We start from the raw sequence: 13,322 nt of genomic DNA, 5'->3' as shown, positions 1-13,322 counted from the left end.
TTGATCCCGGCCCCCCTCCTCGCCGTCGTCGCCCTGCTCTACCTGGGGCTGCTGTTCGCGGTCGCCTGGTGGGCGGACCGCCGCGCCGACCAGCAGCGTTCGGTGATCGCCAACCCCAGCGTGTACGCGCTGTCGATGGCGGTGTACTGCACCACCTGGACCTTCTACGGCAGCGTCGGGCGCGCCGCCGTCTCCGGGGTCGGCTTCCTGCCGATCTACCTCGGCCCGACCCTGGTGATGGCGCTGGGCTGGTTCGTGCTGTTGAAGATGATCCGCAGCGCCAAGGCCAACCGCATCACCTCCATCGCCGACTTCATCGCCTCGCGCTACGGCAAGAGCCAGCTGCTGGGTGGGCTGGCGACGGTGATCGCGGTGGTGGGCGTGGTGCCATACATCTCGCTGCAGCTCAAGGCGGTGTCCGGCAGCCTCGCCATCCTGCTGCCGCATCCGGCGGCGCTGCTGTCGCGCCCTGCTGCGGCGCAGCCGTTCTTTGCCGACAGTACCTTCTACATCGCCCTGATCCTCGCCGCCTTCACCGTGCTGTTCGGCACGCGCCACCTCGACGCCACCGAGCGCCACGAAGGCATGGTGGCGGCGGTGGCGCTGGAGTCGGTGGTCAAGCTGGTGGCGTTCAGCGCCGCCGGCCTGTTCGTCACCTACGGCCTGTACGACGGTTTCGGCGATATTTTCCAGCGCGCCCAGGCGGTGGAGCGGCTGCGCGTGCTGGCGGGTTCGCTGGCGGCGGGCCAGGGCTACGCCACCTGGTTCTCGCTGACCTTGCTGGCAGCGTTGGCCATGCTGTTCCTGCCACGCCAGTTCCAGGTGGCGGTGGTGGAAAACGTCAACGAGTCGCACCTGAAACGCGCCATCTGGCTGTTCCCGCTCTACCTGTTGCTGATCAACGTCTTCGTGCTGCCGATCACGCTGGGCGGCCTGCTGCGGTTTTCCGGACAGGGGGTCGACGCCGACACCTTCGTGCTGACGCTGCCGGTGGCCGCGCACCAGGATGCGCTGGCGCTGCTGGTGTTCATCGGCGGGCTCTCTGCCGCCACCGGCATGGTCATCGTCGAGACCATCGCGCTCTCCACCATGGTCTGCAACGACCTGGTGATGCCGCTGCTGCTGCGCTGGACGGGGCTGGCGCAGGGCGGTGCGCGCGATCTCTCCGGCCTGCTGCTGGCGATCCGGCGCGGCGCCATCCTGGCCATCCTGCTGCTCGGCTATCTCTATTTCCGCCTCGCTGGCGAGGCCTACGCCCTGGTCGGCATCGGCCTGATCAGCTTCGCCGCCGTCGCCCAGTTCGCCCCGGCGATGATCGGCGGCCTGTACTGGCGCGGCGGCACGCGCGACGGTGCGCTGGCGGGGCTGAGTGCGGGTTTCCTGGTGTGGGGCTATACCCTGCTGTTGCCGTCGTTTGCCAAGTCCGGCTGGCTGCCGGCCGGCTTCCTCAGCGACGGCCCGTTCGCCCTGGGCCTGCTGCGGCCGCAGCAGCTGTTCGGCCTCACCGGGCTGGACGAGATTTCGCACAGCCTGTTCTGGAGTTTGTGCGCCAACCTCGGCGCCTACGTCGCGGTGTCGCTGCGCCGGCCGCCCACGGCGGTCGAGGCCGGCCAGGCACGGCTGTTCGTCGACGCCCTGAAGCTGAGCCGCCCGGTGGGCGTGGCGTTGTGGCGTGGCCGCGCCGACAGCGGCGAACTGCAGACGCTGGTTGGCCGTTTCCTCGGCCCGGAGCGGGCGCGCGCCGCGTTTGCCGGCTACGCGCGGCGGCACGGCGTGGCCGACCCCGCCATGCTGGAGGCCGACGCCGACCTGGTGCACTTCGCCGAGTCGCAGCTGGCCGGCGCCATCGGCAGCGCCTCGGCACGGGCGGTGGTGGCCTCGGTGGCGCAGGAAGAGCCGCTGTCGCCGGCCGAGGTGATGGAGATCCTCGACGAGGCCTCGCAGCTGCGCCGCTACAGCCGCGAGCTGGAGCGCAAATCGCAGCAACTGGCGACGACGACGCGCGAACTCACCGCCGCCAACGCGCGCCTGCAGGAGCTCGACCGGCTCAAGGACGATTTCATGTCGTCGGTGACGCACGAGCTGCGTACGCCGCTGACCTCGATCCGCGCCCTGTCCGAGATCCTGCGCGACGACCCCGACATCCCGCCGCCGGAGCGCCAGCGCTTCCATGCCATCATCGTCGGCGAGACCGAGCGCCTGACGCGGCTGGTGAACCAGACCCTCGATCTGGCCAAGATCGAATCCGGCAACGCCGAGTGGCACACCACCGAAATCGACCTCAAGCAACTGGTGGCGCAGTCGGCCGAAGCCACGGGGCAGCTGTTCCGCGACAAGGAGGTGACGTTGTCGCTCGAGTTGCCGCAGCGGGTGCCGCCGCTGTTGGCCGATCGCGACCGGCTGATCCAGGTGATGCTCAACCTGCTGTCGAACGCCGCCAAGTTCGTCGGCCGCGGCGGCAGGGTGACGGTGCGACTCGCCGAGACCCCGGAGGGGCTGCGCGTGGACGTCGCCGACAACGGCAAGGGCATCGCGCCGGAGGAGCAGCAACTGATCTTCGAGCGCTTCCGCCAGGGCGGCGGCGGCATGACCGACAAGCCCGCCGGCACCGGCCTCGGCCTGCCGATCAGCCGCCACATCATCGAGCACTTCGGCGGCCGGCTGTGGGTGGAGAGCATCCCCGGCGCTGGCGCGACCTTTTCCTTCGTGCTGCCGCGCGCGGCTGTGGGACAATGACATGACATACGCAGCGTTCAGACTGCGACAGGAGACCGGGCATGAGCAAGACACTGTTGATAGCCGACGACGAACCCAACATCGTGATTTCCGTCGAGTACCTGATGAAGCGCGAGGGGTTCGAGGTGCTGGTGGCGGGCGACGGCGAGGAAGCGCTGGCGAAAATTCGGCAGCATCGGCCGGACATCGTGCTGCTTGACGTGATGATGCCCAAGATGAACGGTTTCGACGTGTGCCAGGCGGTGCGCGCCGATCCGGCGCTGGCCGGGGTGCGCATCCTGATGCTGACCGCCAAGGGGCGCGACACCGAGGTGGCCAAAGGCCTGGCGCTGGGGGCCGACGTCTACATGACCAAGCCGTTCTCGACCCGCGAGCTGGTGGAGAAGGTACGCCAGCTGGTCGGTCAATGAGCTGCCGGAGGCCGAACCGATGACGCCGTCGCGCAAACTGGGGCTGGCTGCCGGCACCGTCTGTCTCGTCCTCGTCGCGGCACTGGCAGCCACGGCGTGGCTGGCCTGGCATGCCGCCCGCGGCACCGGGCTCGCCCTCAACGATCTGGTGACGGCGCTGCTGATCCTCGCCCTGCTGCTGTGCGGCAGCGCGGTGGCGGCATTGCGCGACGCGGTGGCGCGCTACGTGCGGGCGCCGCTGCGCCTGGCCGAGCAGGTCGCCACCGTGGTGGCCGACGCGTCGCGCCGGGTGAAGACCGACGGCGGCAGCGAGTTGCACGGCCTGGTCCTGGCGATCAACGAGCTGGCGGCGGCGCGCGCGGCGCTGCAGCGCGACGTGGCGGAACAGGTACGCACCGCGCAACGCTCGCTCGAGGCCGAGAAGAACCGCCTCGCGGCACTGATGGCGGAGCTGCACCAGAGCGTGGTGGTGTGCAACCTCGACGGCCGCATCCTGCTCTACAACCAGCACGCGCGCAGCGAGGTCGGCGACGAGTTGCTGGGGCTGGGGCGCTCGATCTACGCCATTTTCGATCACGGCCTGATCGCCTACGCGCTGGAGAGCGTGGGCCAGCGCCTCGGGCGCGAGAGTGCGCCGGCGGCGGAGTTCGTCGCCGCCACCGCGGCCGGCCGGTTGCTGCGCGTGCACCTGGCGCCGGTGCTGGGCGGCGACGCCCAGGAGGCCGCCATGGCCGCGCCGACGATCGCCGGCTTCGTGCTGATCCTCGACGACATCACCGCCAGCTTCGCCGAGGAGTCGCGGCGCGACACCGTGATCCAGGCCTTTACCGAAGGCGTGCGCGGGCCGCTGGGCAGCCTGCGTGCCGCCGCCGAGATGCTGTCGGACTACGGCGACATGGGCGAAGACGAGCGGCGCCGTTTCCTCGGGGTGATTCGCGACGAGGCGCAGCAGCTGTCGCAGCGCCTGGAGCATGCCGCCAGCGACTACGGCGACGCCCTCAAGGCGCGCTGGCCGCTAGAGGTGGTGCGCGGCGTGGACGTGGTGACGGCCGCGCTGCAGCGGGTCACGGCGCAGACCGGCGTGCCGTGCAAGGCCGAGGACCTCGACGACACGCTGTGGATCAAGGTCGACAGTTTCTCGCTGTTGCAGGCGCTGAGCTACCTCACCGGCCGCCTGCACGACGAGTACGGCGTGCGCGAGGTGCGCCTGGCGCTGTCCCGCGCCGAACACCACGCCCAGCTCGACCTGATCTGGAGCGGCACCGCCATGAACACCGAGACCGCGATGTCCTGGGAGCTCGACGCCATGCGGGGGGCCGGAACCAGCGCGCCGTCGGTGCGCGAGGTGGTCGAGCGCTGCAACGGCGAGATGTGGTTCGAGCGCCAGCGCGCCGCGCACCGCGCCCTGTTCCGGCTGCTGCTGCCGCTGGTCGAGCCGCGCCGCGAGCGTCACGAAGAGACGCGCTTCCTGCGCGGCGGCAGCCGGCCGGAGTTCTACGACTTCGACCTGTTCCGCTGGTCGGAGGGCGGGCACGCCCTCGACGAGCGCCTGCTGTCGGAGCTGTCCTACACCGTGTTCGATACCGAGACCACCGGGCTGGAGCCCGCCGCCGGCGACGAGATCATCCAGATCGGCGCCACCCGCATCGTCAACCGTCGCTTGCTGCAGCACGAGGGCTTCGAGCAGTTGATCGATCCGCGGCGGCCGCTGCCGGAGGACTCGGTGAAGATCCACGGCATCACCCCCGAGATGCTGGCGGGCCAGCCGCCCCTCGACACCGTGCTGCCGGCGTTCCGCGCCTACTGCGCCGACACCGTGCTGGTGGCGCACAACGCCGCCTTCGACATGCGCTTCCTGCAGCTGAAGGAGGCGTCGACCGGGGTGCGTTTCGACCAGCCGGTGCTCGACACGCTGCTGCTGTCGGCGGTGCTGCACCCGAACCAGGAGTCGCACCGCCTGGAGGCGATCGCGGAGCGGCTGGGGGTCACCATCATCGGGCGGCACACCGCGATGGGCGACGCCATCGTCACCGGCGAGGTGTTCCTGAAAATGATCCCGTTGCTGGCGGAAAAGGGCATCCGCACCCTGCGCGAGGCGCGCGAGGCGTCGGAGCGGACCTATTACGCGCGCATCCGCTACTGAGCGGGGATAAAAAAACACCGCCGGGCGGTTCGGCCGCGGCGGTGTGATTGGGCGGGTCGGGCGCTTGGCGCTGGTGAAAGAAATCGCCGCGCAGCCGATTTATTTCCCAGCGGCTTACTTGACGATCTGCGCCAGCTCACCCTTCAGGTACTTGTTGGCCATGGTGTCGAGGCTCACCGGCTTGATCTTGCTGGCCATGCCGGCGGCGCCGAAGGCTTCGTAGCGGGCGATCACGATGTCGCGCATCGCCGCGGTGCTGGCGGCCAGGTATTTGCGCGGGTCGAACTCTTTCGGGTTCTGCGCCAGGAAGCGGCGGATGGCGCCGGTCGAGGCCAGGCGCAGGTCGGTGTCGATGTTGACCTTGCGCACGCCGTGCTTGATGCCTTCGACGATTTCTTCCACCGGCACGCCGTAGGTCTCGCCCAGCTCGCCGCCGAACTCGTTGATGATCGCCAGCCATTCCTGCGGCACCGAGGACGAGCCGTGCATCACCAGGTGGGTGTTGGGGATGCGGGCGTGGATTTCCTTGATGCGGTCGATGCGCAGCACGTCGCCGGTCGGCTTCTTGGTGAACTTGTAGGCGCCGTGGCTGGTGCCGATGGCGATGGCCAGCGCGTCCACGCCGGTGTCCTTGACGAACTGGGCGGCTTCTTCCGGGTCGGTCAGCAGCTGCGAGTGGTCCAGCACGCCTTCGGCGCCGACGCCGTCTTCCTCGCCGGCCATGCCGGTTTCCAGGCTGCCCAGGCAGCCGATCTCGCCTTCCACCGACACGCCGCAAGCGTGGGCGAAGTTCACCACGGTGCGGGTGACGTCGACGTTGTAGGCGTAGTCGGCCGGGGTCTTGCCGTCGCTCTTCAGCGAGCCATCCATCATCACCGAGGAGAAGCCGAGCTGGATCGAGCGCTGGCACACGTCCGGGCTGGTGCCGTGGTCCTGGTGCATCACCACCGGGATGTGCGGGAATTCTTCCACCGCAGCCAGGATCAGGTGGCGCAGGAACGGCGCGCCGGCGTACTTGCGGGCACCAGCCGACGCCTGCACGATCACCGGGGCGTCAACCTTGTCGGCGGCTTCCATGATGGCGCGCATCTGTTCCAGGTTGTTGACGTTGAAGGCCGGCAGGCCGTAGCTGAATTCGGCTGCATGGTCCAGCAGCTGACGCATCGAAACGAGTGCCATGGTAATTCTCCAGAATAAGGCAAGGTGCCGTCATCGCGACGGCACCGGTATCAAATCAAAAGGTTGGCCGAAGCCGGTGCCAAACGGCGTTCAGTGCCGGCTGACACCGGACAGCGCCACGCCCGCCGCCATGAACGAGCCGCCGGCGAAGCGGTTCATCCAGGAGAGCCGCAGCGGGCTGTTGAGCCAGTTCCTGAGGCGCGAGCCGCCGGCGGCGTAGGCCAGCTGCCAGCTGCTCTCGATCACGTAGAAGGTGCCGGCCAGCGCCATCAGCTGCGGGCCTTGCGGCGCGCTGGCGTCCATGAACTGCGGGAACAGCGCGGTGAAGAACACGAAGGCCTTGGGGTTGCTCATCGCCACCAGGAAGCCGGTGCGAAAACGCTGCCAGGCGCTGCCTTCGGCGCGCTTGCCGCTATCCGGCCCCTGCCCCAGCGGCTGCGGCGCGGCGCGCCAGGTCTTGATGCCGAGCCAGATCAGGTAGGCCGCGCCGGCGTACTTGACCAGCGAGAACAGCAGTTCGGACGCCGCCAGGATCGCCCCCAGGCCGGCCGCCGAGCCCGCCATGATCAGCCCCAGCGCGCTCAGCAATCCGGCCAGCGTGGGCAGGGTGCGGCGCACACCGTAGCGGATGCCATGCGACAGCGCCAGCAGCATGTTGGGCCCCGGCGTGGCCGAGACGAAGAACACGGTGACGAGGAACAGCAGCCAGGTATTGAGCGACATGGGTTTGACTCCGTTTGGGGTGGCGGACCTTATAGGGTCCGCCAGCTTCGCTGTAGTGTCCAGCCTACTTGGCAGGCTGTTGCGGCGCCGCCACCGTCCAAGACAGGTTCTGTGGTCGTTTTACCGCGCGCGCTGCTGCAGGATCGCCACGGCCGGCAGTTCCTTGCCCTCGAGGAACTCGAGGAAGGCGCCGCCGCCGGTCGAAATGTAGCTGATCTTGTCGGTCACGCCGAACTTGGCGATGGCCGACAGGGTGTCGCCGCCGCCGGCGATCGAGAACGCGTCGGATTCGGCGATCGCCTCGGCCAGCGTACGCGTGCCATGGCTGAACTGCTCGAACTCGAACACGCCGACCGGGCCGTTCCACACCACGGTGCCGGCCTGGGCGACGATGTCGGCCAGGGCCTTGGCCGAATCCGGGCCGATGTCGAGGATCATGTCGTTCTTGGTGACCTCGTCGACCAGCTTCAGCGTGTCCTCGGCGTTCTCGGCGAACTCGCTGGCGCACACCACGTCGGTGGGCAGCGGCACGTCGCCGCCGTGGGCGCGGATCTTGGCGATGACCTTCTTGGCCTCGGCCACCAGCTCCGGTTCGGCCAGGGACTTGCCGATGCCGTGGCCTTCGGCCAGCAGGAAGGTGTTGGCGATGCCGCCGCCGACGATGAGCTGGTCGACCTTGTCGGCCAGCGCCTCGAGGATGGTCAGCTTGGTCGACACCTTGGAGCCGGCGACGATCGCCACCAGCGGGCGTGCCGGGGCTTCCAGCGCCAGCGCCAGCGCCTCCAGCTCGGCGGTCAGCAGGATGCCGGCACAGGCCAGCGGGGCGTACTTGGCGACGGCGTGGGTCGAGGCCTCGGCGCGGTGCGCGGTGCCGAAGGCGTCGTTGACGAACACGTCGCACAGGGCGGCGTAGGCGCGGCCCAGCTCGTCGTTGTTCTTCTTCTCGCCCTTGTTGAGGCGCACGTTTTCCAGCATCACCACTTCACCCGGGTGCACCACCAGCGGCTGTTCTTGCCAGCTGTTGTTGACCGGCACGCTCAGGCCCAGCAGTTCGGACAGGCGTTCGGCCACCGACTCCAGGCTGTCTTCCGGCTTCGGCTCGCCTTCGGTGGGGCGGCCGAGGTGGGTCATCAGGATCACCCCGGCACCGGCCTTCAGGGCGTGCAGGATGGATGGCAGGCTGGCGCGGATGCGGGTGTCGTCGCCGATGGTGCCGTGCTTGAGCGGCACGTTCATGTCGACGCGGATCAGCACGCGCTTACCGGCGAGGTCTTGTTCGGTCAGTTTGAGAAATTGCATGGCTCTATCCGTACGGACGCCGCGCCGCAGCACGTTGGCCGAAGGCGCGGCGTAGGGCGATCAAAGGCTTACTTGGCGGCGAACAGCGCGCGGGCGGTGCGCAGCATCTGCTGGCAGAAGCCCCACTCGTTGTCGTACCAGGCCAGCACTTTCACCATGTTGCCGTTGGAGACCTTGGTCAGCGTGGCGTCGAACACCGAGCCTTCGGTGCTGTGGTTGAAGTCGCTGGAGACCAGCGGCAGGGTGTTGTAGCCCAGGATGCCCTTCATCGGGCCTTCGGCGGCGGCCTTGAGGATGGCGTTCACTTCTTCCACCGAGGTGGCGCGGCCGGCTTCGAAGGTCAGGTCGACCAGCGACACGTTGATGGTCGGCACGCGCACCGCGAAACCGTCCAGCTTGCCTTTCAGCTGCGGCAGCACCAGGCCCACCGCCTTGGCGGCGCCGGTCTTGGTCGGGATCATGTTCTCGGTGGCGGAACGGGCGCGGCGCAGGTCCTTGTGGCGCACGTCGGTCAGCACTTGGTCGTTGGTGAAGGCGTGGATGGTGGTCATCAGGCCTTTGACGATGCCGAGCTCGTCGTTCAGCGCCTTGGCTACCGGGGCCAGACAGTTGGTGGTGCAGGAGGCGTTGGAGACCACGGTCATGTCGGCGGTCAGCACGTCGTGGTTGACGCCGTAGACGATGGTGGCGTCGACGTCGTCACCGCCCGGCGCGGAGATCAGCACCTTCTTGGCGCCGGCGTCCAGGTGCAGCTGGCACTTTTCCTTGCTGGTGAAGGCGCCGGTGCATTCCAGCACCAGGTCCACGTTCAGCGCCTTCCACGGCAGTTCGGCCGGGTTGCGGGTGGAGAAGAACGGGATCACGTCGCCGTTGACGATCAGGTTCTTCTCGTCGTGGCTCACCTCGGCGGCGAAGCGGCCGTGTACGGTGTCGAACTTGGTCAGGTGGGCGTTGGTGGCCAGGTCACCCGAGGCGTTGACGGCGACGATCTCGAAATCGCCGCACAGATTGTATTCGTAGATCGAGCGCAGGGCCTGGCGGCCGATACGGCCATAGCCGTTGATCGCGATGCGAATGGTCATATTGGTTCTCTCCCGGATTTTAACAAGAAGTCTTTGTGTTGCTTGTCGGCCATCCCGTCATGGCGGGATGGCCTTGATTGTATTTATTCAGGATCAGATGACGGCCAGCGTCTGGGCCACCACGTTGTCGACGGTGAAGCCGAATTCCTTGAACAGCACGGAGGCCGGGGCGGATTCGCCGAAGTGGTCGATGCCGACCACGGCGCCTTCCAGGCCCACGTACTTGCGCCAGAAGTCGCTCACGCCGGCCTCGATCGCCACGCGCGGCACGCCGGCGGGCAGCACGCTGGCCTGGTAGGCCTTGTCCTGCTTGTCGAACACGTTGGTCGACGGCATCGACACCACGCGCACCGCCACGCCCTGTTCGGCCAGCGCGGCCTGGGCCTTGAGCGCGAGTTCCACTTCGGAGCCGGTGGCGATCAGCACCGCCTTCAGCTCGCCAGCCGCTTCGCGCAGCACGTAGCCGCCCTTCGCGATGTCGGCGATCTGCTGGGCGTCGCGCGTCACGAACGGCAGGTTCTGGCGGCTCAGGATCAGGTTGCTCGGGGTGGTCTTCTGTTCGATGGCGTGCGCCCAGGCCACGGCGGCCTCGGTGGTGTCGCACGGACGCCAGGTGTTCATGTTGGGGATGTAGCGCAGCGTGGCGACCTGCTCCACCGGCTGGTGGGTCGGGCCGTCTTCGCCCAGGCCGATCGAGTCGTGGGTGAACACGAAGATCGGGTTGATCTTCATCAGCGCGGCCATGCGTAGCGCGTTGCGGGCGTATTCGCTGAACATCAGGAAGGTGCCGCCGTACGGGCGCAGGCCGCCGTGCAGCGTCATGCCGTTCATGATCGCGGCCATGCCGAACTCGCGCACGCCGTAGCTGATGTAGTTGCCGTTGCCCTGGGCGTCGATCCACTTCGAGCCGGACCAGTTGGTCAGGTTGGAACCGGTCAGGTCGGCCGAACCGCCGACGAATTCCGGCAGCAGCGGCGAGAACGTCTCGAGCGCGATCTGGCTCGCCTTGCGCGTGGCCACGGTCTGGGCGGCGTCGTTGATCTTGGCGATGGCGGCGGCCTTGGCCTCTTCCCAGCCCTGCGGTAGCTCGCCCTGCATGCGGCGTTCGAATTCGGCGGCGAGTTCCGGGTAGGCGGCGCGGTAGCGCGCGAACAGGCCGTTCCACTCGTTTTCGCGCGCCGCGCCGGCGTCGCGTGCGCCCCAGGCGGTGTAGATCTCGGCCGGAATTTCGAACGGCGCGTGCGGCCAGTTGAGGTGTTCGCGCGCGGCGGCGATCTCGGCCGCGCCCAGCGGCGCGCCGTGCACGTCGTGGCCGCCCTGCTTGTTCGGGGCGCCCTTGCCGATGGCGGTCTTGCAGCAGATCAGGGTCGGGCGGTCGGCCGTTTTCCTGGCGGTCTGGATCGCGGTCTGGATTTCCTCGGCGTCGTGGCCGTCGACGTTGCGGATCACCTGCCAGCCGTAGGCTTCGAAGCGCGCCGGGGTGTCGTCGGTGAACCAACCTTCGACATCGCCGTCAATGGAGATGCCGTTGTCGTCCCAGAATGCCACCAGCTTGCCCAGGCCCCAGGTGCCGGCCAGCGAGCAGGCCTCGTGCGAGATGCCTTCCATCAGGCAGCCGTCACCGAGGAACGCCCAGGTGGTGTGATCGACCACCGGGAAGCCTTCGCGGTTGAACTCGGCGGCCAGCATCTTCTCGGCCAGCGCCATGCCGACGGCATTGGTGATACCCTGACCCAGCGGGCCGGTGGTGGTCTCGATGCCGGGGGCGTAGCCGTATTCCGGGTGGCCCGGGGTCTTGGAGTGCAGCTGGCGGAAGTGTTTGAGGTCCTCGATCGACAGGTCGTAACCGGTCAGGTGCAGCAGGCTGTACAGCAACATCGAGCCGTGGCCGTTGGAGAGCACGAAGCGGTCGCGGTTGGACCAGTGCGGGTTGGCCGGATTGTGCTTCAGGTGATCGCGCCACAGGACTTCGGCGATGTCAGCCATGCCCATCGGGGCGCCGGGGTGACCGGATTTGGCCTGTTCCACCGCGTCCATGGCGAGAAAGCGGATGGCGTTGGCAAGCTCGGTACGGGAGACCATTCGGGAGAAACCTCGAAACTGTAGTGGGTCAACTACGGAAACCGGCCCGGGCCGCTGCCGTAACAGTGGCCGAAGCGGCGGAACCGTCGCTAAATCATGAAATTATCGCTGATTTGACCCCCGGGCGGCAACCGGCTGCCGCCAGTTCGGGGCGGCGGCGATCAACCTTGTCATATTGTTGGGGCTATGATGGAAGCTGAGCCCCGAGGATCGGAGTTTATGAGCGATTTTTTTACCTCTCCGCCGGGGACCATCACCCCGACGTCGCCGCCGCAACCGCGCCAGGTGAGCGCGGCGCATGGCTGGCGCTGGATCGTCGAGTCTTTCCTGATCGTGCGTGACCAGCCACTGACCTGGGCGCTATTCGCACTGGCCTATTTCGGGCTGCATCTTCTGGTCAGCTCGCTGCCGATGATCGGCGGCCTGCTGGCGTTCCTGCTGGGGCCGTTGTTCGCCGGCGGCTTCGTGCTGGCGGCGGCGCGTGCCGAGCACCATGACGAACTGGGGGTGGCCGACCTGTTCGGCGGTTTCCGCCGCGCCGGCCAGGCCTTGTTCGGCGTCGGCCTGCTCTATCTGGCGCTGTTGCTGGCGGCCCTGCTGGGGTTCGGGTTGCTGTTGCGCTTGCTGGGGGGGACGGTGCCGACGCCCGAGATGATGAGCGCGCCGGGCCACGTCGGAACCATGATGGCGAGCATGCTGCTGGGGGGCGTGATCGTGTTCGTGGTCAATCTGGCCTACTGGTTCGCGCCGGCGCTGGTGGTGCAGAACGGCCTGGCGGCGTGGCCGGCACTCAAGCTCAGCATCCGCGCCGGCCTCGCCAACTGGCCGGCGGTGCTGACCTGCGGGCTGATGCTGACCGTGTTGTTCGTGCTGGCGGCGCTGCCCTTGTTTCTTGGCCTGCTGCTGTGGTTCCCGGTGGTTTACGTCACCGGCTACACGGCGTGGAAGGATGTGTTCGGCCAACCTTGAGAACCTATCCACATTAGGCGGCTGTGCCTTTGCATCTTGAGCGCCGACAATACTGCGTGCCAATCTTCGATTGGCTCAGCGATCAGGAATCCTCATGTACTTTATGTACATTCCGGTTCCTGTGCGTTGGCGGCACTCAACCTGCTTTGGCTCGCTCGCCTGCTGTGGCCGGTTGACGCCTGATCGGGAAAGCGGGACTGAAGTCTCACTCGTCGAGTGGGCGGCGCATGTCGACGTGCAGGATGCCGCCGTCGTCGTACGGCTCGGACACGCGCTCGAAGCCGAAGTGGGCGTAGAAGTCCTGGGCGTAGGCCTGCGCCGACAGCATCATCGGCGCGCCGGGAAACAGCCGCGCGGTGCGCAGCACCGCTTCGGCCATCAGTTGGCGACCGATGCCGCTGCCGCGCCAGTCCGGTTCCACCACCACCCGGCCGATGGCGGCGGCATCCGGGTATTTCTGTTCCGGCGCGATCAGCCGGGCGTAGGCCACCAGGCGGCCCTGGCCGTCGCGGCCGGTCAGGTGCCAGCAATCGAGGTCGGTGCCGTCGATATCCTCGTAGATCGAGCGCTGCTCGACCACAAACACCCGCCCGCGCAGCTGCAGCATTTCGTACAGGGTAAGCAGAGTGAAGCCGTCGAAGCGGTGGCATTGCCACTGGATGAAGCTGGCCATAGTACAATCCTCCCCGATCAATTCCG

At 67.7% G+C, this 13,322-nt stretch carries 10 protein-coding genes; 4 read left to right on the top strand and 6 right to left on the bottom strand.

Annotated elements, in window-relative coordinates; all coding sequences use genetic code 11:
- The 3 genes from FURADRAFT_RS16790 to FURADRAFT_RS16780 are packed head-to-tail and all read left to right on the top strand — an operon-like array spanning position 1 to position 5,289.
- Entirely contained in the window at positions 1–2,736 is a 2,736-nt protein-coding gene (locus FURADRAFT_RS16790; protein ID WP_008955358.1) for an ATP-binding protein, read from the top strand.
- A 41-nt stretch (positions 2,737–2,777) separates the two neighbouring features.
- On the top strand, positions 2,778–3,146 hold the full coding sequence (locus FURADRAFT_RS16785; RefSeq protein WP_008955357.1) for a response regulator transcription factor: 369 nt from the start codon (positions 2,778–2,780) through the stop codon (positions 3,144–3,146).
- 19 nt (positions 3,147–3,165) lie between these two features.
- Positions 3,166–5,289 carry a 3'-5' exonuclease gene (locus FURADRAFT_RS16780; RefSeq protein WP_008955356.1) on the top strand — a complete coding sequence of 708 codons (2,124 nt, stop codon included), beginning with the start codon at positions 3,166–3,168 and terminating at the stop codon, positions 5,287–5,289.
- Positions 5,290–5,403: 114 nt separating this feature from the next.
- On the opposite strand, the gene fba is transcribed toward FURADRAFT_RS16780, so the two are convergent.
- From fba to tkt, 5 genes are all read right to left on the bottom strand, one after another.
- Positions 5,404–6,468, bottom strand: coding sequence for a class II fructose-bisphosphate aldolase (gene fba / locus FURADRAFT_RS16775; protein WP_008955355.1), 1,065 nt, complete (start codon positions 6,466–6,468; stop codon positions 5,404–5,406).
- A 90-nt stretch (positions 6,469–6,558) separates the two neighbouring features.
- A complete protein-coding gene (locus FURADRAFT_RS16770; protein ID WP_008955354.1) occupies positions 6,559–7,191 on the bottom strand; it encodes a LysE family translocator in 633 nt (210 codons plus the stop codon).
- Between the two features lie 120 nt (positions 7,192–7,311).
- Positions 7,312–8,490, bottom strand: a complete 1,179-nt coding sequence (locus tag FURADRAFT_RS16765) for a phosphoglycerate kinase (RefSeq protein WP_008955353.1) — start codon at positions 8,488–8,490, stop codon at positions 7,312–7,314.
- Positions 8,491–8,558: 68 nt separating this feature from the next.
- Positions 8,559–9,572 (bottom strand): type I glyceraldehyde-3-phosphate dehydrogenase, encoded by a 1,014-nt coding sequence (gene gap / locus FURADRAFT_RS16760; protein WP_008955352.1) that lies wholly within the window; start codon positions 9,570–9,572, stop codon positions 8,559–8,561.
- A gap of 93 nt (positions 9,573–9,665) precedes the next feature.
- Positions 9,666–11,654 carry a transketolase gene (gene tkt, locus FURADRAFT_RS16755; RefSeq protein ID WP_008955351.1) on the bottom strand — a complete coding sequence of 663 codons (1,989 nt, stop codon included), beginning with the start codon at positions 11,652–11,654 and terminating at the stop codon, positions 9,666–9,668.
- A gap of 219 nt (positions 11,655–11,873) precedes the next feature.
- On the opposite strand from tkt, the gene FURADRAFT_RS16750 reads away from it, so the two are divergent.
- Entirely contained in the window at positions 11,874–12,623 is a 750-nt protein-coding gene (locus tag FURADRAFT_RS16750) for a BPSS1780 family membrane protein (protein WP_008955350.1), read from the top strand.
- A gap of 205 nt (positions 12,624–12,828) precedes the next feature.
- Here FURADRAFT_RS16750 and FURADRAFT_RS16745 read toward each other — a convergent pair whose 3' ends face one another.
- Entirely contained in the window at positions 12,829–13,296 is a 468-nt protein-coding gene (locus FURADRAFT_RS16745; RefSeq protein WP_008955349.1) for a GNAT family N-acetyltransferase, read from the bottom strand.
- Between the last annotated feature and the right edge of the window lie 26 nt (positions 13,297–13,322).

The organism is Pseudogulbenkiania ferrooxidans 2002, from assembly GCF_000174355.1.
GTDB classification, from domain to species: Bacteria; Pseudomonadota; Gammaproteobacteria; order Burkholderiales; family Chromobacteriaceae; genus Pseudogulbenkiania; species Pseudogulbenkiania ferrooxidans.
This window is presented reverse-complemented; position numbering and strand designations above follow the sequence as displayed.